Here is a 22,618-nt window from a genome sequence, read left to right on the forward strand (position 1 = left end):
CCGGGAGGGCACCCGGCGCGAGCCCCCGCACCCCGCTCCCTCACAACAGCAGGTCAGAGACCCTTCGCGACCGGCTCCAGGATCGCCACGCACTCCACGTGGTGGGTCATCGGGAACAGGTCGAAGACGCGGAGCGTGCGGACCTTGTAGCCGTTCTCCTTGAAGTAGCCCAGGTCGCGGGCCAGGGCCGCCGGGTCGCAGGCCACGTAGGCGATGCGGCGGGCGGAGAGGCCCGCGATGTGGCGGACCGTCTGCTTGCCGGCGCCCGCGCGGGGCGGGTCCAGGACGACCAGGTCGCACTCGGTGATGCCGGTCTTCGGGAGGATCTGCTCGACCTTGCCCTGCTCGATCCGGACCCGGGGGAAGTCGGTCAGGTTGTGCCGGGCGTCCTCGACCGCGCGCTTCGTCGACTCGATGCCGAGCACCGCGCCCGTCTCCCCGAGCCGCTCGGCCAGCGCGCCCGCGAAGATGCCGACGCCGCAGTAGAGGTCGAGCGCCATCTCGCCCTTGCGCGGCATCAGGCCCTGCATGACGGCCTTGATCAGGGTGTCGGCGGCCTGCGGGTGGACCTGCCAGAAGCCGCCCATGCCGACGCGGTACGTACGGCCGTCCGCGCGCTCCCGTACGAAGGGGCGGCCGTGGACCCGGTGGACCCCGCCGTCCTTCTCCTCGACCCGCAGGACCGAGACCGGCTTGTCCAGCTCCACCAGGGGAAGGCGGCCGCCCGGGCGCGGGGTGAGGACGACCTGGCGGTCGCCGGAGCCGGAGGCCGCGATGGCCTCGACGGTGGCCATCTGGGGCCAGTCCTGCTTCTCGATGCCCAGCTCGCTGACGCCCGGCGCCGCGATCAGGCAGTGGTCGATCGGCTCGATGTCGTGCGAGCGGTGCTTGCGCAGGCCGACGGTGCCGTCCTCGTCGATGGCGAACTGCACGCGGGTGCGCCACTGCGGGACCTGCCCGGCGGGCAGCTTGTCACCCTCGGCCGGCATGACGGTGCCGTCCCAGCCGGCTTCCTCCGGAGTGAGGCCCGCGAGCCGCTTCAGCTGCTCGGCGACGACCTCGCCCTTGAGCCGGCGCTGGGCACCGGGCTTGGCGTGCTGCCAGTCGCAGCCGCCGCACTTGCCGGGGCCGGCGTACGGGCAGGGCGCCTCGACGCGGTCCTTGGAGGCCTCCAGCACGGTGATCGCGTCGGCGCGCAGGAACCGGGAGTCGACATCGCCCTCGGTGACCTTCGCGACGACCTTCTCGCCGGGCAGGGTGTGACGGACGAACAGGACCCGGCCCTCGGCGGTCCGGGCGATGCAGTGGCCGCCGTGCGCGACGGGGCCGACCTCGACCTCGTACTCCTCCCCGACCAGTGACTGCTTCTCGTTCTGCTCGGCGCTCGTCATGGTGGGGAGACTCCAAAAAACTGAAAAGGGGAACGGCCGGACGACCGACCCACCAGTTTACGTGGATCTCGTCCGGCCGTTCGCCAACCCTGTCCGGCGCCCCGACGGCGATGCTTCGCCGCCGCTTCGCCGCCGCTGCGCCGCCGTTGCGTCCCCGCCGCTACTTGGCCGCCTGGTCCTTCGGCCGCGCGGTGTCCACCGGGCCGCGGCGTACCGCTCCGGGGGCGTTCCACTCCTGGCGCTTCTTCGCCCGCTTCTTCGCGAGCTCCGAGGACTGCAGCTGGTAGGGCACCGAGGTGACCATGACGCCGGGGGTGAAGAGGAGCCGGCCCTTGAGCCGCAGCGCGCTCTGGTTGTGCAGCAGGTGCTCGTACCAGCGGCCGACGACGTACTCGGGGATGTACACGCTGACCGCGTCGCGCGGGTTCTCGGTGCGCAGCCCCTTCACGTACTCCACGACGGGGCGGGTGATCTCCCGGTACGGCGAGTCGAGGATCTTCAGCGGGACGTTGATCCCGCGCCGCTCCCACTCCGCCTTGAGCGCCTTGGTCTCGTCCGGGTCGACGTTGACGCTGAGCGCCTCCAGCCGGTTGGAGTGCAGCAGCTTGGCGTAGGCGAGGGCCCGCAGGGTGGGCTTGTGCAGCTTGGAGACCAGGACGACGGAGTGCACCCGCGAGGGCCGCACGTACTCGTCGGGGCGCTCCTCGGCGGCGGCGATCTCGGTGGACACCCGGTCGTAGTGCTTGCGGATCGCCGTCATCGTGCCGTAGAAGATCACCATGCCGAGCAGGGCGACCCAGGCCCCGTGGGTGAACTTGGTGGCGAGGACGACGACCAGCACGAGGCCGGTGAAGAAGGCGCCGAAGGTGTTGATCGCGCGGGAGCGGATCATGCGGCGGCGCTTGGCGGGGTCCGTCTCGCTCTTCAGGTGGCGGTTCCAGTGCCGGACCATGCCGGTCTGGCTGAGCGTGAAGGAGACGAAGACGCCGACGATGTAGAGCTGGATCAGCTTCGTCGAGTCGGCCCCGTAGAGCCAGGTGAGCAGTGCGGCGGCGCCCGCGAGCAGCACGATGCCGTTGGAGAAGGCGAGCCGGTCGCCGCGGGTGTGCAGCTGGCGCGGCAGGTAGCGGTCCTGGGCGAGGATCGAGCCGAGCAGCGGGAAGCCGTTGTACGCGGTGTTCGCGGCGAGGAACAGCACGAGCGCGGTGGCGGCGGCCAGCAGGATGAAGAGGAACGAACCGTCGCCGAAGACCGCCTCGGCGACCTGGGAGATCACCGGGTTCTGGACGTACTCGGGGCCGACCGGCACACCGTTGTGGAGCAGGTCCTCCGCGGGGTTCTCGGCCATCCTGACGTCGGTGGCCATGGCCAGGCCGATGATGCCGCAGAACATGGTCACGGCCAGGGCGCCCATCAGGGCCAGCGTCGTCGCCGCGTTCTTGCTCTTGGGCTTGCGGAAGGCGGGCACGCCGTTGCTGATCGCCTCGACGCCGGTCAGGGCGGCACAGCCGGAGGAGAAGGCGCGCAGCAGCAGGAAGACGAGCGCGAACCCGGCCAGCCCCGCGTGTTCCGCCTTGATCTGCAAATCGGCGGTCGGGGCCTTCATCGTTTCGTCGAGGACGATGCCTTGCCAGGCACCCCAGACGATCATGATGAATACGCCCGCGACGAAAACATAGGTCGGAATCGCGAACAGCTTGCCGGATTCCTTCATGCCACGCAGATTCATCAGCGTGAGCAGCACGATCATCCCGATGGCACAGAGCACCTTGTGCTCGACCACGAAGGGGACGGCCGAGCCCAGGTTCTCGACGCCCGAGGCGATCGACACGGCGACGGTCAGGACGTAGTCGACGAGCAGGGCGCTCGCGACGGTGAGACCGGCCTTGGGCCCGAGGTTGGTGTTGGCGACCTCGTAGTCACCGCCGCCGCTGGGGTAGGCGTGGACGTTCTGCCGGTACGAGGCGACCACGGTGAACATCAGCACCACGACCGCCACGGCGATCCACGGGCTGAAGCGGTATGCCGACACGCCCGCGATCGACAGAACCAGCAGGACCTCGCCCGGGGCATATGCCACGGAGGAGAGCGGGTCGGACGCGAAGACAGGGAGGGCGATCCGCTTGGGAAGGAGAGTTTCCCCGAGGCGGTCGCTGCGTAGCGCCCGGCCGATCAGGATCCGTTTGGGCACGTCGGTCAGTTTGGACACGCAGAGGATCGTAAGCGTTCGAAATCCGGCTGACGAACCCCCCACCCCTTCCCGCCGCAATTCACCACCGACTGCACACCAAGAGGTCACACTGGTGACCGCCCGTGTGTAGCTTGGGCCATGGTCTGAGACCCTGTTAAGCCAGAGCATGCAACAAGGCTGGGAACCAGCGAGCGCTGACAGCCGGAAGGACGGCCGTGCACATCGTCATCATGGGCTGCGGAAGAGTGGGCTCCGCCCTCGCGCAGACCCTGGAACAGCAGGGGCATACGGTCGCTGTCGTCGACCAGGACCCCACCGCATTCCGCCGGCTGGGAGCCGGATTCGGCGGCCGCCGTGTCACCGGGGTCGGCTTCGACCAGGACACCCTGCGCGAGGCGGGAATCGAGGAGGCAGGAGCCTTCGCCGCGGTCAGCAGCGGTGACAATTCCAACATCATCGCCGCGCGCGTCGCCCGCGAGATGTTCGGCGTCGAGAACGTCGCGGCCCGTATCTACGACCCCAAGCGCGCCGAGGTCTACCAGCGCCTCGGCATCCCGACGGTCGCCACCGTGCGCTGGACCGCCGACCAGATGCTGCGCCGGCTGCTGCCGTCGGGCGCCGAGCCGCTGTGGCGCGACCCGAGCGGTGCCGTGCAGCTCGCCGAGGTGCACACCTCCGCCGCCTGGATCGGCCACAAGGTCAGCCAGCTGCAGGAGGAGACCGGCGTCCGCGTCGCCTTCCTCACCCGACTGGGCGAAGCCATGCTGCCCACGTCGGCGACGGTCCTACAGGAGGGCGACCTCGTCCACGTGATGATGCGCACGGACGAGATCGACAAGGTCGAGGCGGCCTTCGCCGAGGGGCCTGAGGAGGCACACGCATGAGGGTCGCGATCGCCGGAGCGGGCGCGGTGGGTCGCTCCATCGCGGGCGAACTGCTCGAGAACGGCCACGAGGTGCTCCTGGTCGACAAGGCCCCGACCGCCATCTCGGTGGAACGGGTGCCGCAGGCCGAGTGGCTCCTGGCCGACGCCTGCGAGATCACCTCGCTGGACGAGGCGGCGCTCCAGCGCTGCAACGTGGTCATCGCGGCCACGGGAGACGACAAGGTCAACCTGGTCGTCTCCCTCCTGGCCAAGACCGAGTACGGGGTCCCGCGCGTGGTGGCCCGCGTCAACAACCCGAAGAACGAGTGGCTCTTCAACGAGTCCTGGGGCGTCGACGTCGCGGTCTCCACGCCGCGCCTGATGTCGGCCCTGGTCGAGGAGGCCGTCAGCGTCGGCGACCTGGTCCGGCTGCTGCGCTTCAGCCACGGCGACGCCAACCTCGTCGAGCTGACCCTGCCGGCCGACTCCTCGGTCGCGGGCACCCAGATCAGCGAGATCACCTGGCCCGAGGACACCTCCCTGGTCACCATCATCCGCGGCAACCGGGTCCTCACCCCGCACGGGGAGGAAACCCTGGAACCCGGCGACGAACTCCTCTTCGTGGCCGCCCAGGCCCGCGAGGAGCAACTGGAGGTCCTCCTCCAGGCCCGCCGCTAGCCCCGCGGGCACGCTCGACGACGAAGGGGGCGGGACGACCAACCGGTCGTCCCGCCCCCTTCGGCCGTTTCAGCCCCGCCGGCGTGTGAGGCGTGGGGGTCCCCCCGGACGGAGTCTGGGGGAGGGTCCGGGGCGGAGCCCCGGCCGCGGTGCCGCACCCGCACGTCAGCGGCGGCTCAGCCTCCCTGCTTGCTTTCGGCCGCTTCCTTGGCCTCCCACTCGGCGATCACATCGATCGGCGGCGGCGCCTTCGCCAGGAACACCCACGTGAAGTACACCGCGAGCACCATCGGCGGCAGCTTCAGCGCGATCAGCACCCAGCCCAGCTGCGTCGCGTCGCCCCACCAGTACAGCGGGAAGAGGATCGCGTACTTGGCGAGGAAGATCAGCCCCCAGGCCAGGCTGGCCTTGGTGTACGCCTTCTTGCGCCCGGGGTTGCGGGTGCGCCAGGACAGGTTCTCCTTGAACACCGGGCCCAGGATCACGCCCAGCAGCGGGAAGCCCACCAGCGCCGAGACCGTGAAGGCCACGCCCAGGCCGACGCCGTAGATCATGCCCGGCAGGTAGAAGCCCTTCGCGCTGCCCGTGAACAGCGCGAAGGCCACGCCCACGCCCACGCCGAAGACACCGCTGAAGGCGTGCTTGACCGTGTCCTTGCGCAGCAGCCGCACGATCACCAGCAGGACCGCGACCGCGCCCGCCGCGATGGCGGACAGCTTCACGTCCTTGTTGATCGTGTAGATCATGACGAAGAGCAGCCCGGGGAGCATCGTCTCCACGGTGCCCCGGATGCCGCCGAAGGCGTCGAAGAGGGCCGCCTGCGTCACCGCCTTCTGGTCCTCGGTGGGCGCGGCGGCGGGGTCTGGGGGGGTCGGTCTGTCGAGTGACGTCACCGGTCAGTGCTCCTGTCCGAGCGGTCGGAGTTCGTACTTCGGGTTGAAGAGCACCCGACGGCCGTGGGCCATGGAGATGCGCCCGGAGGCGATCATGCGGCGACCGGGCTCGATTCCCACGATCGAGCGACGCCCGAGCCACACCACGTCCAGCGCGGCCGAGCCGTCGAACAGCTCCGCCTCCAGGGCGGGGACGCCCGCGCGCGGCCGCAGGGTGACGGTACGCAGCGTTCCGGTCACCTTGACTATCTGGCGATCGTGGAGGTCGCAGATCCGCGTGCACCCCGCGGCTTCTGCGTCCTCCTGCAGCTCCGCCGAATGCAGCTCCTCCTGCGAGGTGGACAGCCGCTCAATCATCCGGCGGAACCGGCCCGCCGGCCTGGCAGGCTTCGCGGGCTTCTCGGAACGCGGTTCAGCACTCATACAGGAAGCGTACCGGCGCCCCCACTACCTCTCGAAGCGGTATCCCATGCCCGGTTCGGTGATGAAGTGCCGCGGATGCGAGGGGTCCGCCTCCAGTTTGCGGCGCAGCTGCGCCATGTAGACCCGCAGGTAGTTCGTCTCCGTGCCGTACGAGGGCCCCCAGACCTCCTGGAGCAGCTGCTTCTGGCTGACCAGCTTGCCGGCGTTGCGGGCGAGGACCTCCAGCAGGTGCCACTCGGTCGGTGTGAGGCGTACGTCGCGCCCCTCGCGCACGGCCTTCTTGGCGGCCAGGTCCACGGTGAAGCCCTCGGTCTCCACGACCACCTCGTCGTCGCCGGAGCCGGCGGCCGGCTCGGCCCGGCGGACGGCGGCGCGCAGCCGGGCCAGCAGCTCGTCCATGCCGAAGGGCTTGGTGACGTAGTCGTCGGCGCCCGCGTCCAGCGCCTCGACCTTCTCGTCGGAGCTGTGCCGGGCGGACAGGACGAGGATCGGCACCCGGGTCCAGCCGCGCAGGCCCTTGATCACCTCGACCCCGTCCATGTCCGGCAGGCCGAGGTCGAGGACGACCACGTCGGGGTGGCGGGCCGCCGCGAGTTCCAGAGCGCTCGCCCCGTCGGGGGCCGCGTCGACCTCGTACTTGCGTGCCTTCAGATTGATCACGAGGGCTCGGACGATCTGCGGCTCGTCTTCCACCACGAGCACCCGGGTCATTGAGGTCCTGCCTTCTGTCGCATCTGTCGCATCGGATCACGTTCGTGATCACGAACATGATCACGTTCCACTCTGTCCGCCCGGGCGTCCGCTCGGTCCGGTGTCCCGTCCCGCGCGGCCGCACGCAGGGTGAGCACCATGGTCAGCCCGCCGCCGGGGGTGTCCTCGGCCGTCAGGGTGCCGTCCATGGCCTCGGCGAAGCCCCGGGCGACCGCGAGTCCGAGTCCCACCCCGGACCCGCGCGGCGCGTCCCCGTACCGCTGGAAGGGCGCGAAGATCCGGTCCTTGGCCTCCTCGGGCACGCCGGGCCCGCGGTCGACGACCCGCACCTCGACCCGGTCGCCGAGGAAACTGGCCGCCACGAGCACCCGCTCCCCCGCCGGGCTGTACTTCACTGCGTTCTCCACCACGTTGGCCACGGCCCGCTCCAGCAGCCCCGGATCCACCGCCACCATCGGCAGCGTCTCCGGCACGTCCAGCACCACGCTGTCCTCCGGTACGCCGCCCAGCGCCATCGGGACCACCTCGTCGAGGTCGATCTCCCGGATCAGCGGGGTGACCGTGCCGGTCTGCAGCCGGGACATGTCGAGCAGGTTGCCCACCAGGTGGTCGAGCCGGTCCGCGCCGTCCTCGATGCCTTCGAGGAGCTCGGCCCGGTCCTGCTCGGACCAGTCCACGTCGTCGGAGCGCAAGGACGTCACGGAGGCCTTGATGGAGGCCAGCGGCGTACGCAGGTCATGGCTGACGGCGGCCAGCAGCGCGGTCCGGATCCGGTTGCCCTCGGCCAGCCGGCGGGCCTCCTCGGCCTCCCCGACCAGCCGCTGCCGGTCCAGTACCACGGCGGCCTGGGCGGCGAAGGCGCCGAGCACCCGGCGGTCCTCGGCGGGCAGCACCCGTCCGGACAGGGCCAGCGCCATGTGGTCCCCGATGGGCATGTCCACATCGCCGTCCTCGGGCCGGGCGGCGGGGTTCGGGCCGACGCTGCCCGCCTGTTTCCAGGGCTCGGTGTCGCCGGCCCGCTCCAGCAGCGCCACGGACTCCATGGCGAAGGTCTCGCGCACCCGCTCCAGCAGCGCGTTCAGCGTGGTCTCCCCGCGGAGCACGCTCCCGGCGAGGAAGGACAGGATCTCGGACTCGGCGCGCAGCCGCGCGGCCTGGTGGGTGCGCCGGGCGGCCACGCCGACCACCGAGGCCACCGAGACCGCCACTCCGAAGAAGACGGCCACGGCGACGATGTTCTTCGGGTCGGCGATGGTCCACAGGTGCAGCGGCGGTACGAAGAAGTAGTTCAGCAGCAGCGAGCCCAGGGCGGCCGAGGCGAGGGCCGGCCAGAGCCCGCCCAGCAGCGCGGACGCCACCGTCAGTCCCAGGAAGATCAGCATGTCGTTGGCGAGCCCGAGGTCCGCGTCGACGTTCGTGAGCAGCAGGCACAGGAGCACCGGGAAGACCACGCCCACCACCCAGCCGGCGACGGTCCGGGGCCGCCCGAGCCGGGCCGCCGAGCGGACCACGGGCAGACCGCGCCCCTTGGCCACCTCGTCGTGGGTGACGATGTGGACGTCGAGGTCGGGCCCCGAGTCCCGGGCCACCGTGGCACCGACACCGGGGCCGAAGACGTACTGCCAGGAGCGGCGGCGGCTGGAGCCGAGCACGATCTGGGTGGCGTTGACCCCGCGCGCGAAGGCGAGCAACGCGTCGGGGACGTTGTCGCCGATCACATGGTGAAACGTTCCGCCCAGGTCCTCGACCAGGGTCCGCTGGACCGCGAGCTCCTTTGGCGAGGCGGCCGTCAGACCGTCGCTGCGGGCGATGTAGACGGCCAGGATCTCGCTGCCCGAGCCCTTGGCGGCCATCCGGGCGGCGCGCCGGATGAGCGTGCGCCCCTCCGGGCCGCCGGTGAGCCCGACGACGATCCGCTCCCGTGCCTGCCAGGTGGAGCGGATGCCGTGCTCGCCCCGGTACTGCTGGAGGTACTCGTCGGCCCGGTCGGCCACCCACAGCAGCGCCAGCTCGCGCAGCGCGGTCAGGTTGCCGGGGCGGAAGTAGTTGGACAGGGCCGCGTCGACCTTGTCGGGCTTGTATATGTTCCCGTGCGCCATCCGCCGGCGCAGCGCCTGCGGGGACATGTCGACGAGCTCGATCTGGTCGGCCCGCCGCACCACCTCGTCCGGCACGGTCTCCCGCTGCCGCACTCCGGTGATCGACTCGACCACGTCCCCGAGCGACTCCAGGTGCTGGATGTTGACGGTCGACACCACGTCGATGCCGGCCCGCAGCAGCTCCTCGACGTCCTGCCAGCGCTTGGCGTTGCGCGAGCCCGGCACATTGGTGTGCGCGAGCTCGTCCACGAGCGCGATGGCGGGTCTGCGGGCGAGGAGCGCGTCGACATCCATCTCGGTGAAGACGGCGCCGCGGTACGTCAGCTCCTCGCGCCCCACCTGTTCCAGGCCGTGCAGCATGACCTCGGTACGCGGCCGCCCGTGGTGCTCGACGAAGCCGACGACGCAGTCGGTGCCGCGCTCCATCCTGCGGTGGCCCTCGGAGAGCATCGCGTAGGTCTTGCCCACACCGGGTGCCGCGCCGAGATAGATCCTGAGCTTGCCGCGTCCCATGCGCCCATTCTCGGGGACGTCCGGCCGGTCCACGCACCGATGAGGGCCCGGGGGCCCATCCCTGACGGATCTCTGACGCGCGGGCCGGCGCGGGTACGGACGCGGGTACCGACGGGTGGGCCGTCGCCGGCGCGAAAGACCAGTGGGCCCCACCCCGAAGGAGTAGGGCCCACCGGCCGAAAACGCACGTCTGCCCCCGCGCGCGGGGGTGCCACCGCGGTCAGCGGACCTCGGTGATCTCCGGGCCGCGCTCCAGCTGGCCCATGCCGCCGCCGAAGCGGGAGCCTTCCTGGTCCTCCGTCTGCACGCCGTCCGGCACCATCTGGGCGTCGTTCGGCAGCTTCAGGACGATCGGGTCGCGCGGGGCCATCGGGCCGTCGCCGCGGACCACGACGGTGTCGCGGAGGATCTGCTCGAGGACACCCGCCGACTCGGGGCGCACCGCGCCCTGGCCGGAGATGACACCGCGCAGGAACCAGCGCGGACCGTCGACACCGACGAAGCGGACCAGCTGTGCGCCGGTCTGCCCGTCCGGGAGCGGTACGGGCACCTGCGCGCGCAGCTCCCAGCCCAGCGGGCCCTCGACCTCGTCGATGATGCCGCCCTGCTGGGTGATGCCCGAGGCGATCTCCTCGCGGACCTCGCCCCAGATGCCTTCCTTGCGCGGCGCGGCGAAGGCCTGCAGCTGTACGGCACTGTCGCCCAGGACGACGGTCGCGGCGACGATCGCGTCACCGGCGACCTCGACCCGCAGCTCCATGCCCTCGACACCGGGTACGAGGATGCCGCCCAGGTCGACCCGGCCGTCGGCCGGGTTGCCGAGCACCTCGGAGATGTCCCAGGGGCCGTCGGGCCGCGGGGCCGGAGGCAGGTTCACCCGGCGCGGCTGGGCGTCGAGTTCCTCGGCGCCGTTCTCGTCGCCGGAGTCCAGGCCGGACACGCGGCCATCGACCTGCTCGGCCGCGCCGCCGTCCTTGGCGGAGTCGTTCTTCTTGCGACGTCCGAACACGTCACTGTCCTTCCCGGTCGGTTACGACCGAAGCGTAGCCATTCCCACCCTGCTGACCAGCGCCGGATCCGGCCACGGCCGCATGACCGCCGGTGGAGCCGAAACCCCCCTCGGCCCGGGCCGAGCCGGGAAGTTCCGCCACCTCGTGGAAGCGCACCTTCTCGACCCGCTGGACAACCAGCTGGGCAATGCGGTCGAAACGCTCGAACCGGACGCTCTCGCGAGGGTCGAGATTGACCACGATCACCTTGATCTCCCCACGGTACCCGGCATCCACCGTCCCCGGGGCATTCACGAGCGCGAGCCCGCAGCGGGCGGCCAGGCCGGACCGCGGGTGCACGAAGGCCGCGTACCCGTCGGGCAGGGCGATGGACACCCCGGTGGGCAGCACGGCCCGCTCGCCGGGCGCCAGCTCGGCGGCCTGGGTGGTCACCAGGTCGCAGCCGGCGTCGCCGGGGTGACCGTAGGCGGGGAGGGGCACTTCGGGGTCCACGCGACGGATCAGCACGTCGACAGGTGCATGGTTGCTCTGGGACATCAGGGGTTCACCTCGAAAGCGCGTGCACGCCTGACCTGGTCCGGGTCGGCCATCGCCGCCCGGATCTCCTCGGGCCGTCCGTTGTCGATGAAGTGGTCGACCTTCACCTCGATGAAGAGGGCGTCGGCGCGCACGGCGACGGGGCCCTCCGGGCCGCCTATCCGGCCGACCGCCGTGGAGTAGATCTTCCGCCCGGCGACGGCGGTGACCTCGGCCTCCAGGTACAGCACGGTGTCGACCGGCACGGGCCGTACGAAGTCGGTCTCCAGCCGCCCGGTCACGGCGATGACGCGCAGCAGCCAGTTCAGCGAGCCGAGCGTCTCGTCGAGCGCGGTGGCCAGCACGCCGCCGTGCGCGAGGCCGGGGGCGCCCTGGTGCGCGGGCTTGACGGTGAACTCGGCGGTGACGCGCACGCCCTCGCCCGCACGGGCCTCCAGGTGGAGTCCGTGCGGCTGACCCTCGCCGCAGCCGAAGCAGTGCTCGTAGTGCGCACCGAGGAGCTCGCCGGGTGCCGGGGCATCGGGGTGCCGCACCGGCGCGGCCGCGTCGGCCGGGGGTGTCAACGCTGTGTTTCGTCCACTCACAGCCGCAGACCTTACCCGCGCGGCTACCCACCGGTCGCCCCGTGGCAGGCTTGACCACATGCAGCCCTCCCCCGCGCACCACGACGAACGTCTGACCGCCCCCCGCTCGTGGTGGGTCATCGCCGTACTGATCGGGCTCTCGTGCGCGCTGATGCTGCTGCCGCTGGGCACGCTGCCGCTGCTCGCGGGATTGGTCGGGGGTACCGCGCTGGCCGGGCTGCTGGTGAGCTCGTACGGCTCCGCGCGCGTGCGCGTGGTGAACGGCGCGCTGGCCGCCGGGGACGCGCGGATCCCGGTGGCGGCCCTGGGGGACCCGGAGATCCTGGACGCCGAGGAGTCGCGCGCCTGGCGCACGTACAAGGCCGACACCCGCGCCTTCATGCTGATGCGCAGCTACGTGCCGACGGCGGTCCGCGTCGAGGTCACGGACCCGGCCGACCCGACCCCGTACGTCTACGTCTCCACCCGCGAGCCGCAGGCCCTGGTCGCGGCGATCCGCGCCGCGCGCACGCGGACGAGCTGACTCTCAGCCCTTACCGCGGGGGTCCGGACCCTCGAGCGCTGCCCTGGTGGCCTCGGGAAGGGGCTGGGCGGGCTGTTCCAGCGGCGGCAGCGCCGAAAGGGCATCCCATGCCACCGCCCGGCTCCGCAGGTCGCTACGGACCTTCTCGGCGACTTTCCGGGTGTCGCGGCGGTTCATCACCGCTCCGACGGCCGCACCCACCATGAAGGGCATGAGGTTGGGGAGGTTGCGGAACGTCCGCTTCATGATCTGCTGGCGCAGTTCGCGCTTCATCTGGCCGCCGAGCGCCGCGTTCAGCGTCGTCGGCTTCGTCAGGTCGACGCCGCGCTCCTCGGTCCACGAGGTCAGGTAGGCGAAGCTGCGCTCCCGGAGGGTGCCGGGCGGGCGCTGGCCGTAGACCTCGTGGAGTTCGGCGATGAGCTTCAGCTCGATCGCCGCGACGGCGGTGACCTCCGCGGCCAGCTCGGCCAGCATGGCGGGCGGTACGGGCAGCATGGCGGCCGCTCCGACACTCGCGCCGACGGTGGACGTGGCGTTGGCGGCGCCGAAGATCAGCTTGTCGGCAAGCTGATCGGGGCCGAGGCCCGGGAACTGCGCGCGCAGGGTCGCGAGGTCCCGAACCGGAACGCGTGGTGCGTTCTCGATGATCCGTTCGGTGATGTACAGGGCGACGTTCCTGACACCTTCGCCGCCCTTGCGTACACCGTGGCGTACACCGCTCTTGACGGCTTGCAGCCGACGAGTCCCGGACCGGTGCCGGGCCTCCTCGTCGGCCCGTGTGGCCGACGGCACCGCTGGGGCGGTGTCGGAGGGCACGATGGTGGTCCCTGTGGCGGAGCCGCCGGGGGCTCCAGGACCCGTCTCCGGGTCCGTGGTTCCCGCCTGCGTCTCCGCCGGATCACCAGCTTTCCGGAAGCGGCGCCTCCGGAAAGGTGTCGAGCCAGCCACGGCCGACGCCTCTCAGTCGCAGTCGCGACAGATCGGCTGACCGTTCTTCTCGCGTGCCAGCTGGCTGCGGTGGTGCACCAGGAAGCAGCTCATGCAGGTGAATTCGTCGGCCTGCTTGGGCAGGACCCGGACGGCCAGCTCCTCATTGGAGAGGTCCGCACCGGGAAGCTCCAGGCTCTCGGCCGAGTCGAACTCGTCCATGTCGACGGACGAGGACGACTTCTCGTTACGTCGGGCCTTCAGCTCTTCAATGCTGTCGTTGTCGACGTCGTCGTCTGTCTTGCGTGGGGTGTCGTAGTCCGTTGCCATTTGTTCGCTCTCCCCCTCTGGGTGTTAGCGGTGTCTCAGCGCACGTAACGCGCGAGAGGCCGGACTTGTGCCCGACCTGAGGCGGAGATTTTGCCTCACATCAAGGTCTGTTACTCAATCGACACCCAGCCGAACGCCCGATGAGCGATTGGCTGGGATGACGACCGGGACCGTACACGGTCCGGGGGCCGTCTTGCACAAACGCCACCCCGTGTATTTCCCGCCATTAGGGGGGCCGGAAACCCGGACTTCCCGGGCGTTCCGGCTGTCACGGGGTCACAGAACGCACATGGCCAGACACCGGGCCATGTGATCGATCACACAGGTCCGATTGCTTTCACATGGCAAGCATTCAGCCAAAAGCGAACGTGAGGGTGAGGAACTCACAAGGGAAGAGTGACACGCATCACGAGGCCACCGCCTTCCCTGGGGATCGCCTGGATCCTTCCGCCGTGTGCGCGGGCCACGGAGCGCGCGATGGAGAGGCCGAGCCCGACACCCTTGTCGCTGCCCGTTCGCTCCGTACGGAGCCGCCTGAAGGGCTCGAACAGGTTGTCCACCTCGTACGCGGGAACCACGGGACCCGTGTTCGACACCACGAGGACCGCCTCGCCGTGCTGGACCTCGGTGGTGACCTCCACCCAGCCGCCCTCCGGCACGTTGTACCGGACGGCATTCTGCACCAGGTTCAGGGCGATCCGCTCCAGCAGTACGCCGTTGCCCTGGACGACGGCCGGCGCGCGCTCGCCGCGGATCTCCACACCCTTCGACTCGGCCTCCCCGCGCGCCTGGTCGAGGGCGCGCGAGGCGACCTCCGCCAGGTCCACGGGCTTGCGCTCGACGATCTGGTTCTCGCTGCGGGCCAGCAGCAGCAGGCCCTCGACCAGCTGCTCGCTGCGCTCGTTGGTGGCGAGCAGGGTCTTCCCGAGCTGCTGGAGCTCGACCGGAGCCCCGGGATCGGCGAGGTGCACCTCCAGCAGGGTCCGGTTGATCGCGAGCGGGGTCCGCAGCTCGTGCGAGGCGTTCGCGACGAACCTCTGCTGGGCCGTGAACGCCCGCTCCAGCCGGTCGAGCATCTCGTCGAAGGTGTCGGCGAGCTCCTTGAGCTCGTCGTCCGGCCCGTCCAGCTCGATCCGCCGGGTCAGGTCGGAGCCGACCACCCGGCGCGCGGTCCGGGTGATCTTGCCCAGCGGCGAGAGCACCCGGCCGGCCATCGCGTAGCCGAAGGCGAAGGCGATGATGCTGAGGCCCAGCAGGGCCATCAGCGACCGGCTCAGCAGGTCGTCCAGCGCGTGCCTGCGCTGTTCGAGGATGCACGCGTTGATCGCGGCGTTGAACTGGTCGTGCGTCTGGCCCGTGCCGCCCACGCCGGGGCAGCTGCTGGTGACCTGGACGTCCGTACCGCCGACGATCTTGAACGGCAGTCCGTTGCCCTCGCGCAGCGCCTGCGCCGCCAGCAAGTAGATGATCGACAGCAGCAGAATGCCGGCGATGAGGAACATCCCGCCGTACAGCAGCGTGAGGCGTATCCGGATCGTCGGCCGCAGCCAAGGGAAAGGACCCTCGGGCTGACCGGGGTCCCAGGTGGGTTTCGGAGGCGCCGCGGGCGGCGCCGGAGTGGCTGCCATCGTCGTCAGATCCGGTATCCGGAACCGGGCACGGTCACGATCACGGGCGGCTCCCCGAGCTTGCGGCGCAAGGTCATGACGGTCACCCGCACCACGTTGGTGAAGGGGTCGGTGTTCTCGTCCCAGGCCTTCTCCAGGAGCTGCTCGGCGGACACCACGGTTCCCTCGCTGCGCATGAGGACCTCCAGCACCGCGAACTCCTTGGGCGCCAGCTGCACCTCCCTGCCCTCGCGGAACACCTCACGACGGTTCGGGTCCAGCTTGATGCCGGCCCGCTCCAGTACGGGCGGCAGCGCGACCGTGGTGCGCCGCCCGAGCGCCCGTACCCGGGCGGTCAGCTCGGTGAAGGCGAAGGGCTTGGGCAGGTAGTCGTCCGCCCCGAGTTCCAGCCCCTCCACGCGGTCGCTGACGTCGCCGGAGGCGGTCAGCATGAGCACGCGGGTGGGCATGCCGAGCTCGACGATCTTCCGGCAGACGTCGTCGCCGTGCACGAGCGGGAGGTCCCGGTCGAGCACGACCACGTCGTAGTCGTTGACTCCGACGCGCTCCAGGGCGGCGGCGCCGTCGTACACGACGTCCACGGCCATGGCCTCCCGGCGCAGTCCGGTGGCCACCGCATCGGCGAGCAGCTGCTCGTCCTCGACGACGAGTACGCGCACGTCGTTTCCTTCCTCAGGGCCCGGCAGGGCACACGTGTATTGCGTCGTCCATCCTGCCCGTTTCGGCCGTAAACCGGCTGTAAGGCGACGCTCACAGGGGGCGGACGGGACGGAAGTGAGGATTCCCTCGTCTCACGAGGTTTCTGCGCCCAGGGTGCCGGGGAGGACGTGAGCACACCCCATCCACTCCCTGACGGCGGTCTGCCACGTGCCGCCGCCGACCCACGAAGAGGGGGCGAACCCACCATGGACGCATTCACCGCGGGTCTCCTGCAGCGCATCAGGGCCACGCAGTCGGACCTCAGGATGGCCCGCGAGTCGGGCGACGACTTCCTCGCGGAAGTGGAACAGGCGGAGCTGGAAGACCTCCAGCGCCTCGCCGCCGAACACGGGGTCCCCGTGTCCGTCAGCGCCGCCTGACCCCTGAACCCGAACCCCGGCCGCCACCCCCGGCGGCCGGGGTTCCGTCATGCCACGACAGCCCGACCCCGCGCCCCGAGCCCGGCGTGCACCCCCGACCGGGCCCGAACGCGCCCTGAGCCCGCCCGGAACCCCCCAGCCCCGCCGGCGTTTGAGGCGCGGGGGTCCGGGGGCGGAGCCCCCATCTTCAGCCCCGCCGGCGTTTGAGGCGCGGGGTCCGGGGCGGAGCCCCCATCTTCAGCCCCGCCGGCGTTTGAGGCGCGGGGTCCGGGGCGGAGCCCCGATCTTCGAGCCCCGCCGGCGTTTGAGGCGCGGGGTCCGGGCGGAGCCCCGGACGCCGGCCCGCAGGGTCAGTCGTGCCAGGCCCCGGCCTCGTCCAGCAGCGGCTGCAGCGAGGCGAACACGGCCGGCGTCGCGGCCAGCGTCAGCTCCCCCGAGGCCCGCTCCCCAGGGCGCCCTCCGGTCACGGCCCCGGCCTCCCGGGCGATCAGCTCACCGGCCGCCAGGTCCCACGGGTTCAGCCCCCGCTCGTAGTACCCGTCCAGCCGCCCGGCAGCCACATCGCACAGGTCCAGCGCCGCCGACCCGCCCCGCCTGATGTCCCGTACCACCGGAATGATCCGCGCCACGACCTCGGCCTGGTGGGCCCGCCGGGTCTGGACGTACGCGAAGCCCGTCCCGAGCAGCGCCTGGTCCAGCGGCGCCGCCCCCCGGCAGGCGAGCCGCGCCGTACCGAGCCAGGCCCCGCCGCCGAGCACCGCGTGGTACGTCTCCCCGCGCATCGGCGCCGCCACGACTCCCACCACGGTCTCGCCCCGGTACTCGGCCGCGACGGACACGCCCCAGCTCGGCAGCCCGTACAGGTAGTTCACGGTCCCGTCCAGCGGGTCGACGACCCACCGCACCCCGCTCGTCCCCGGGGTGTCCGCGCCCTCCTCGCCCAGCAGCCCGTCCGCGGGCCGCCGCTCGGCGAGGATGCCCGTGATCAGCTTCTCCGCCGCGATGTCCATCTCGGTCACCACGTCGATCGGGCTGCTCTTCGTCGCGGCCACCGCCAGATCCGCCGGCCTGCCGTCGCGCAGCAGCGCCCCGGCCTGCCGGGCGGCCTCCAGGCCCACGTCCAGCAGTTCGGCCTTCAGCTCTTCGGAAATCACGGTCCACTCCTCAGCGGGGGGGTACGGCGTCAGCTGGTGCAGGGGCTCAGCGGGTGTACGGGCTGTCGGCCCCCGCGGCCGCCGGCCGGGGTGCCCGCGCCGGGCAGCAGCCCACGGCGCACAGGTCATGGCTCGCGCCCAGCAGCCCCAGGGCGCACCGCTCGACGGGCTCGCCCCGTTCGGCCGCGGCCCGCTCCAGCACGAGTTCGCGTACGGCCGCGGCGAACCGCGGGTCGGCCCCGACCGTGGCCGACCGGGCGACCGGCAGTCCCAGCTCCGCCGCCTTGGCCGTCGCCTCCGTGTCGAGGTCGTACAGGACCTCCATGTGGTCCGAGACGAAGCCGATCGGCACCATCACCGCCGCGGGCGTGCCCGCCCCGTGGAGGGCCTCCAGGTGGTCGCAGATGTCCGGCTCCAGCCACGGGATGTGCGGGGCGCCGCTGCGCGACTGGTAGACGAGCTCCCAGGGCAGCTCCGTGCCCGTCTCCGCCCGCACCGCGTCCGCGATCACCTTGGCGACGTCCAGGTGCTGCTTGACGTAGGCCCCGCCCTCGCCGTGCTCCGTGTGCTCCCCGACGGGTCCCGAGGTGTCGGCGGCCGCGGTCGGGATGGAGTGGGTGGTGAAGACCAGGTGTGCCCCGGCGCGCACCTCCGGCGGCAGCCCGGCCAGCGAGGCGAGCACCCCGTCGATCATCGGCTGCACGAAGCCGGGGTGGTTGAAGTAGTGGCGCAGCTTGTCCACCTCGGGCAGTTCCGAGACGCCTTCCGCCGCGAGCGTCGCCAGCGCGTCGGCGAGGTTCTCGCGGTACTGCCGGCAGCCCGAGTACGAGGCGTACGCGCTGGTCGCGAGCACGGCGACGCGGCGGCGCCCGTCGGCGGCCATCTCGCGCAGCACGTCGGTCAGGTACGGAGCCCAGTTCCGGTTGCCCCAGTAGACCGGCAGGTCCAGCCCGTGCTCGGCGAAGTCCTTGCGCAGCGCGTCCAGCAGTGCGCGGTTCTGCGCGTTGATCGGGCTGACCCCGCCGAAGCCGAAGTAGTGCTGCCCGACCTCCTTGAGCCGCTCGCGCGGGATGCCGCGCCCGCGCGTGACGTTCTCCAGGAACGGCACGACGTCGTCGGGTCCCTCGGGGCCGCCGAAGGAGAGCAGCAGGAGGGCGTCGTACGGGGCGGCGGGCCCGCCGGCGGGCGGGAGGAGCTGGTCTGACATGGATCGAATCCTGCCACCCGGCCTCCGCGCGCGGGAACCGCCCCGGCCGGGACCTGGCCCGCGCCACAGGTAAGGTGACCCTAAGTTCCCCGTCCGGAACCTTTCCCCGTGCGGGTGCCTCGTCGGCAGTCGTAACCTGTACGAGCCGATGTCGTCCCTTACGGAGGGCCCTTGCCCAGTCCCTACCGCGCCATCTTCGCGGCCCCTGGAACCAAGGGGTTCAGCGCGGCCGGCCTCATAGGCCGGCTCCCGATCTCCATGGTCGGGGTCGGCATCCTCACGATGATCTCCGAGATCACCGGCCGCTACGCGATGGCCAGCGCACTCACCGGCACCCTCGCCCTCGCCGCCGCGGTCATCGGCCCACAGGTCTCACGGCTGGTGGACCAGTACGGCCAGCGGCGGGTCCTGCGCCCCGCGACGGCGGTCTCGGTGGCCTCGGTGGCCGTGCTGCTGGTGGCCGCCGCGAGCGGGTGGCCCGACTGGACCCTCTTCGTGTGCGCCGCGATCGCGGGCTGCGTACCGAGCGTGGGCTCGATGGTCCGCGCCCGGTGGACCGTGATCTACCGCGAGTCCCCGCGCGAGCTCCACACCGCGTACTCCTTCGAGTCCGTGATCGACGAGGTCTGCTTCATCTTCGGTCCGATCATCGCGATCATGCTGTCCACCGTCTGGTTCCCCGAGGCCGGACCGCTGATCGCCGCCGTCTGCCTGTTCGTCGGCGTCTGGCTGCTCACCGCGCAGCGCGCCACCGAGCCCGCGCCGCACCCGCGCGACGAGCACACGGCCCGCACCTCGGCCCTGCGCTCCCCCGGCCTCCAGGTACTGACGGCCACCTTCGTGGCGACCGGCGCGATCTTCGGCTCCATCGACGTGTCCACCCTGGCCTTCGCCGAGGAACAGGGCCACAAGTCGTACGCCAGCTACATCCTGGCCATCTGGGCCCTCGGGTCCTGTATCGCCGGAATCGTCTTCGGCCTGCTCCATCTCAAGGGCCGGACGGAACGCAGGTGGGTACTGGGCATATGTGCGATGGCCGTGAGTATGATCCCCCTCCTACTGGCCGGGAACTTGCCGTTTCTGGCCGTGGCGCTCTTCGTCTCGGGCCTCGCCATCGCTCCCACGATGATCACCACGATGGCCCTGATCGAGGCGCACGTACCACGCGCGAAGCTGACCGAGGGCATGACCTGGATCAGCACCGGCCTCGCGGTCGGCGTCGCGATCGGCTCCTCCGTGACCGGTCTGGTCATCGACGCGGCCGGCGCTCAGCGCGGGTACGTCGTCTCCATCGCGTCGGGGGCGGCCGCGGCGGCGGTGGCGTTCGCGGGATACCGCCGGCTGACGAGGCCGGCGCAAGGGGAGGAGCCAGCTACCGATGGGGACGGCGACAGCAGGGCAGAACAGCCAGACCGCGTGGCGTAACTGGGCGGGCAACGTCTCCGCCACGCCCGCACGCACGGTGACCCCGGCCTCGGTCGGGGAGCTCCAGGAGGCGGTCCGCCGGGCCGCCGAAGAGGGACTGCGGGTGAAGGCGGTCGGCACCGGCCACTCCTTCACCGCGGCCGCCGCGACCGACGGGGTGCTCGTACGCCCGCAGGCGCTGGCCGGGATCACCTCGATCGACCGCGTCGCGGGCACCGTCACGGTGGCGGCGGGCACGGTCCTCAAGGACCTGAACGTGGCCCTGGCCCGGGAGGGCCTGTCGCTCACGAACATGGGCGACATCATGGAGCAGACGGTCTCCGGTGCCACCAGCACGGGCACCCACGGCACCGGCCGCGACTCGGCCTCCATCGCCGCCCAGATCCGCGGCCTGGAACTGGTCACCGCGGACGGCCGGCTGCTGACGTGCTCCGAGAAGGAGAACCCCGAGGTCTTCGCGGCGGCCCGGCTGGGCATCGGCGCTCTGGGCATCGTCACCTCGATCACCTTCGCCGTGGAGCCGCTCTTCTTCCTGACCGCCCGTGAGGAGCCCATGGGCTTCGACCGGGTGACGGCCGAGTTCGACGAGCACGTCACGGAGAACGAGCACTTCGAGTTCTACTGGTTCCCGCACACCGGCAACTGCAACACCAAGCGGAACAACCGCAGCCAGGGCCCGGCCGCCCCGCCCGGACCGGTGAGCGCGTGGATCGAGGACGAGCTGCTGTCCAACGGCGTCTTCCAGGCGGTCAACTCGCTGGGCCGCGCGGTCCCGGCCACCATCCCCGCCATCGCCCGCGTCGCCAGCCGCGCCCTGTCGGCGCGCACCTACACGGACATCCCGTACAAGGTGTTCACCAGTCCGCGCCGGGTGCGGTTCGTGGAGATGGAGTACGCACTCCCGCGCGAGCGGGTGGTCGAGGCGCTGCGGGAGCTGCGGGCGATGGTCGACCGCTCCGGGATGCGGGTCAGCTTCCCCGTCGAGGTGCGCACGGCCCCCGCGGACGACATCACGCTGTCGACGGCCTCGGGCCGCGAGACGGCGTACATCGCGGTGCACATGTACCGGGGCACCCCGTACCAGGCCTACTTCACGGCGGCCGAGCGCATCTTCACCGCGCACGGCGGACGGCCGCACTGGGGCAAGGTGCACACGCGGGACGCGGAGTACTTCGCGCGGGTCTACCCGCGGTTCGCCGAGTTCACCGCGCTCCGCGACCGGCTGGACCCGGACCGGGTGTTCGGCAACGACTACCTGCGGCGCGTGCTGGGCGAGTGAGTTCAGGGGGCGCCCTGCCCCTGCCCGGCCGGCGTCGAGGTGTCCGGGCCGGGAGTGCGGCTGGGGGCGGGCGTCGGTGTGGGCGCCGGCGTCGGGGTGTGCTGCGACGGGGAGGGACCGGGCGTGGGGCCGCCGGAGTCCGGCGTGCTCGGATCGGGGCTCGGGCTGCGGCCGCCATCGGGGTGCGAGGCCGAGGGAGTCGGGGAGGTCCCGGTCCCGGAGGTCTTGCCGTCCCTCCCGTCCTTCCCGTCTTTCCCGTCCTTCCCCTCCTTCTCACCGGTGCCCGTCTTCTCCTGGGGCCGGGAGGGTTGGTGGTCGGGCGCCTTGCGGGTGCCTCCGGAGAGGATCGTGTCGCCGCCCGCGCTGACCGAGGTGCCGGCGATCGCCTCGTAGCTCCCGAGCGCGCCCAGGGAGATGGCGAAGACGGCGCCGGCCGCGACCGCCGTGCGCTTCCAGCCCCGTACCCGGGTGCCGTGCACGGTGGCCTCGCCGAACTCCTCCCCGAACTCCTCGGCGACACCGAGTTCCTCGCGGGGCTCGGAGGGCTCGGCGGGCTCGGCGTCACCGGGGAGCGGCACCTGGCGGGCCTTGGGGCGGGCGGTCTCGCGCAGCTGGTCGCCGGTGCGCCGGAAGAAGTGCTGGATGACGGGTCCGCCGGCGGTGGCGACGACGCTGACCACACCGGCGCCCAGGATGGTCCCGTACACGCCCATCTTCGAGGCGAGGAGGGCCGCCGCGACGGTGGCGAGGGAGCTGCCGGCCACCTGAGCCGCGCTCAGGTCGAGCTTCTTCTTCTCCGGTCCGGCGTCGTGCGCCGCCTTCTGACCCATCGCCATCCCCTGTGTGTCCTGCCTCTCCCGCGCCGGAAGCCTTCAGCAGTTACTGACACCCGAGCGAAACGAAAAGTTCCGTTTCTGGGGATTCTGTGAAGCAAGACACCCGGAAACGGACACGGGTGCAGGTGGGGCCCGTCAGAGGGCAGGCCAACTCCCACCGTCCGGGAGAAGTTCGGCGGCGCGGCGGTCCACCCAGGTGGCCCGAATGGAGTACTGTGACGAGCCCTGGGGTCGTCCTTCCTTACGGATGTCCGGACTCGGGAGAGGGGGCCGATTGATGGAAAACGGCACTCAAAGACCGGTGATGCCGCGGTATCGCACTGGTTCCTGCTGCG

At 71.3% G+C, this 22,618-nt stretch carries 22 protein-coding genes; 6 read left to right on the forward strand and 16 right to left on the reverse strand.

Going from position 1 to position 22,618, the window contains the following annotated elements; genetic code table 11:
* Positions 1 to 53: 53 nt before the first annotated feature.
* Positions 54 to 1,391: a class I SAM-dependent RNA methyltransferase gene (locus ACGFYQ_RS36365; RefSeq protein ID WP_393750653.1), complete on the reverse strand. Its 1,338-nt coding sequence runs from the start codon at positions 1,389 to 1,391 to the stop codon at positions 54 to 56.
* A gap of 160 nt (positions 1,392 to 1,551) precedes the next feature.
* Positions 1,552 to 3,600: an APC family permease gene (locus ACGFYQ_RS36370; protein ID WP_393750655.1), complete on the reverse strand. Its 2,049-nt coding sequence runs from the start codon at positions 3,598 to 3,600 to the stop codon at positions 1,552 to 1,554.
* 197 nt (positions 3,601 to 3,797) lie between these two features.
* On the opposite strand from ACGFYQ_RS36370, the gene ACGFYQ_RS36375 reads away from it, so the two are divergent.
* Together ACGFYQ_RS36375 and ACGFYQ_RS36380 are read left to right on the forward strand one after the other, a co-directional pair.
* Positions 3,798 to 4,466 carry a potassium channel family protein gene (locus tag ACGFYQ_RS36375; protein ID WP_393750657.1) on the forward strand — a complete coding sequence of 223 codons (669 nt, stop codon included), beginning with the start codon at positions 3,798 to 3,800 and terminating at the stop codon, positions 4,464 to 4,466.
* Positions 4,463 to 5,125, forward strand: coding sequence for a potassium channel family protein (locus ACGFYQ_RS36380; RefSeq protein WP_393750659.1), 663 nt, complete (start codon positions 4,463 to 4,465; stop codon positions 5,123 to 5,125). The genes ACGFYQ_RS36375 and ACGFYQ_RS36380 overlap by 4 nt, the downstream gene beginning before the upstream one ends.
* A gap of 176 nt (positions 5,126 to 5,301) precedes the next feature.
* On the opposite strand, the gene ACGFYQ_RS36385 is transcribed toward ACGFYQ_RS36380, so the two are convergent.
* The 7 genes from ACGFYQ_RS36385 to ACGFYQ_RS36415 form a co-directional block, all read right to left on the reverse strand.
* Entirely contained in the window at positions 5,302 to 6,018 is a 717-nt protein-coding gene (locus tag ACGFYQ_RS36385; RefSeq protein WP_393750661.1) for a DUF3159 domain-containing protein, read from the reverse strand.
* 3 nt (positions 6,019 to 6,021) lie between these two features.
* Positions 6,022 to 6,441 (reverse strand): OB-fold nucleic acid binding domain-containing protein, encoded by a 420-nt coding sequence (locus ACGFYQ_RS36390; RefSeq protein WP_393750663.1) that lies wholly within the window; start codon positions 6,439 to 6,441, stop codon positions 6,022 to 6,024.
* Between the two features lie 24 nt (positions 6,442 to 6,465).
* Positions 6,466 to 7,152, reverse strand: coding sequence for a response regulator (locus tag ACGFYQ_RS36395; protein ID WP_393750665.1), 687 nt, complete (start codon positions 7,150 to 7,152; stop codon positions 6,466 to 6,468).
* Positions 7,149 to 9,764 (reverse strand): ATP-binding protein, encoded by a 2,616-nt coding sequence (locus ACGFYQ_RS36400; protein WP_393750667.1) that lies wholly within the window; start codon positions 9,762 to 9,764, stop codon positions 7,149 to 7,151. The genes ACGFYQ_RS36395 and ACGFYQ_RS36400 overlap by 4 nt, the downstream gene beginning before the upstream one ends.
* 220 nt (positions 9,765 to 9,984) lie before the next feature.
* On the reverse strand, positions 9,985 to 10,773 hold the full coding sequence (locus ACGFYQ_RS36405; RefSeq protein ID WP_393750669.1) for a DUF3710 domain-containing protein: 789 nt from the start codon (positions 10,771 to 10,773) through the stop codon (positions 9,985 to 9,987).
* Between the two features lies 1 nt (position 10,774).
* A complete protein-coding gene (gene dut, locus ACGFYQ_RS36410) occupies positions 10,775 to 11,311 on the reverse strand; it encodes a dUTP diphosphatase (RefSeq protein WP_362390881.1) in 537 nt (178 codons plus the stop codon).
* Complete coding sequence (locus ACGFYQ_RS36415) at positions 11,311 to 11,895, reverse strand: PaaI family thioesterase (RefSeq protein ID WP_393750672.1); 585 nt, start codon at positions 11,893 to 11,895, stop codon at positions 11,311 to 11,313. The genes dut and ACGFYQ_RS36415 overlap by 1 nt, the downstream gene beginning before the upstream one ends.
* 58 nt (positions 11,896 to 11,953) lie before the next feature.
* On the opposite strand from ACGFYQ_RS36415, the gene ACGFYQ_RS36420 reads away from it, so the two are divergent.
* Complete coding sequence (locus tag ACGFYQ_RS36420; protein WP_393750674.1) at positions 11,954 to 12,418, forward strand: DUF3093 domain-containing protein; 465 nt, start codon at positions 11,954 to 11,956, stop codon at positions 12,416 to 12,418.
* Between the two features lie 3 nt (positions 12,419 to 12,421).
* Here the strand turns inward: ACGFYQ_RS36420 and ACGFYQ_RS36425 are convergent, their stop codons facing one another.
* The 4 genes from ACGFYQ_RS36425 to ACGFYQ_RS36440 form a co-directional block, all read right to left on the reverse strand.
* On the reverse strand, positions 12,422 to 13,366 hold the full coding sequence (locus ACGFYQ_RS36425; RefSeq protein ID WP_393750676.1) for a hypothetical protein: 945 nt from the start codon (positions 13,364 to 13,366) through the stop codon (positions 12,422 to 12,424).
* Positions 13,367 to 13,378: 12 nt separating this feature from the next.
* On the reverse strand, positions 13,379 to 13,675 hold the full coding sequence (locus ACGFYQ_RS36430; protein ID WP_030036261.1) for a DUF4193 domain-containing protein: 297 nt from the start codon (positions 13,673 to 13,675) through the stop codon (positions 13,379 to 13,381).
* Positions 13,676 to 14,058: 383 nt separating this feature from the next.
* Positions 14,059 to 15,303, reverse strand: a complete 1,245-nt coding sequence (locus ACGFYQ_RS36435) for a sensor histidine kinase (protein WP_393750679.1) — start codon at positions 15,301 to 15,303, stop codon at positions 14,059 to 14,061.
* Positions 15,304 to 15,308: 5 nt separating this feature from the next.
* The gene (locus ACGFYQ_RS36440) at positions 15,309 to 15,962 is read right to left on the reverse strand and encodes a response regulator transcription factor (RefSeq protein WP_030036265.1); all 654 of its coding nucleotides are present in this window, start codon (positions 15,960 to 15,962) and stop codon (positions 15,309 to 15,311) included.
* Between the two features lie 246 nt (positions 15,963 to 16,208).
* On the opposite strand from ACGFYQ_RS36440, the gene ACGFYQ_RS36445 reads away from it, so the two are divergent.
* A complete protein-coding gene (locus tag ACGFYQ_RS36445) occupies positions 16,209 to 16,382 on the forward strand; it encodes a hypothetical protein (protein ID WP_328928077.1) in 174 nt (57 codons plus the stop codon).
* Positions 16,383 to 16,732: 350 nt separating this feature from the next.
* Here the strand turns inward: ACGFYQ_RS36445 and ACGFYQ_RS36450 are convergent, their stop codons facing one another.
* A complete protein-coding gene (locus tag ACGFYQ_RS36450; protein ID WP_393750682.1) occupies positions 16,733 to 17,536 on the reverse strand; it encodes an inositol monophosphatase family protein in 804 nt (267 codons plus the stop codon).
* A gap of 46 nt (positions 17,537 to 17,582) precedes the next feature.
* A complete protein-coding gene (locus ACGFYQ_RS36455) occupies positions 17,583 to 18,743 on the reverse strand; it encodes a ferrochelatase (RefSeq protein ID WP_393750684.1) in 1,161 nt (386 codons plus the stop codon).
* A gap of 171 nt (positions 18,744 to 18,914) precedes the next feature.
* On the opposite strand from ACGFYQ_RS36455, the gene ACGFYQ_RS36460 reads away from it, so the two are divergent.
* Positions 18,915 to 20,168, forward strand: coding sequence for an MFS transporter (locus ACGFYQ_RS36460; protein ID WP_393750686.1), 1,254 nt, complete (start codon positions 18,915 to 18,917; stop codon positions 20,166 to 20,168).
* Positions 20,122 to 21,447: a D-arabinono-1,4-lactone oxidase gene (locus ACGFYQ_RS36465; protein ID WP_393750688.1), complete on the forward strand. Its 1,326-nt coding sequence runs from the start codon at positions 20,122 to 20,124 to the stop codon at positions 21,445 to 21,447. Before ACGFYQ_RS36460 ends, ACGFYQ_RS36465 begins: the two co-directional genes overlap by 47 nt.
* Positions 21,448 to 21,449: 2 nt before the next feature.
* Here ACGFYQ_RS36465 and ACGFYQ_RS36470 read toward each other — a convergent pair whose 3' ends face one another.
* Entirely contained in the window at positions 21,450 to 22,283 is an 834-nt protein-coding gene (locus ACGFYQ_RS36470) for a hypothetical protein (protein WP_393750690.1), read from the reverse strand.
* Positions 22,284 to 22,618 lie beyond the last annotated feature (335 nt).

Source organism: Streptomyces sp. NPDC048258, assembly GCF_043201995.1.
Taxonomy (GTDB): Bacteria; Actinomycetota; Actinomycetes; order Streptomycetales; family Streptomycetaceae; genus Streptomyces.

What these genes read in the sequence shown, in the direction of transcription:
- ACGFYQ_RS36420 (WP_393750674.1), top strand. Translation starts at nt 11,954, where the DNA reads ATGCAGCCCTCCCCCGCGCACCACGACGAACGTCTGACCGCCCCCCGC.
- ACGFYQ_RS36445 (WP_328928077.1), top strand. Translation starts at nt 16,209, where the DNA reads ATGGACGCATTCACCGCGGGTCTCCTGCAGCGCATCAGGGCCACGCAG.
- ACGFYQ_RS36400 (WP_393750667.1), bottom strand. Translation starts at nt 9,764, where the DNA reads ATGGGACGCGGCAAGCTCAGGATCTATCTCGGCGCGGCACCCGGTGTG.
- ACGFYQ_RS36455 (WP_393750684.1), bottom strand. Translation starts at nt 18,743, where the DNA reads ATGTCAGACCAGCTCCTCCCGCCCGCCGGCGGGCCCGCCGCCCCGTAC.
- ACGFYQ_RS36380 (WP_393750659.1), top strand. Translation starts at nt 4,463, where the DNA reads ATGAGGGTCGCGATCGCCGGAGCGGGCGCGGTGGGTCGCTCCATCGCG.
- ACGFYQ_RS36430 (WP_030036261.1), bottom strand. Translation starts at nt 13,675, where the DNA reads ATGGCAACGGACTACGACACCCCACGCAAGACAGACGACGACGTCGAC.
- ACGFYQ_RS36395 (WP_393750665.1), bottom strand. Translation starts at nt 7,152, where the DNA reads ATGACCCGGGTGCTCGTGGTGGAAGACGAGCCGCAGATCGTCCGAGCC.
- ACGFYQ_RS36465 (WP_393750688.1), top strand. Translation starts at nt 20,122, where the DNA reads ATGGGGACGGCGACAGCAGGGCAGAACAGCCAGACCGCGTGGCGTAAC.
- ACGFYQ_RS36470 (WP_393750690.1), bottom strand. Translation starts at nt 22,283, where the DNA reads ATGGCGATGGGTCAGAAGGCGGCGCACGACGCCGGACCGGAGAAGAAG.
- ACGFYQ_RS36435 (WP_393750679.1), bottom strand. Translation starts at nt 15,303, where the DNA reads ATGGCAGCCACTCCGGCGCCGCCCGCGGCGCCTCCGAAACCCACCTGG.
- ACGFYQ_RS36365 (WP_393750653.1), bottom strand. Translation starts at nt 1,391, where the DNA reads ATGACGAGCGCCGAGCAGAACGAGAAGCAGTCACTGGTCGGGGAGGAG.
- ACGFYQ_RS36390 (WP_393750663.1), bottom strand. Translation starts at nt 6,441, where the DNA reads ATGAGTGCTGAACCGCGTTCCGAGAAGCCCGCGAAGCCTGCCAGGCCG.
- dut (WP_362390881.1), bottom strand. Translation starts at nt 11,311, where the DNA reads ATGTCCCAGAGCAACCATGCACCTGTCGACGTGCTGATCCGTCGCGTG.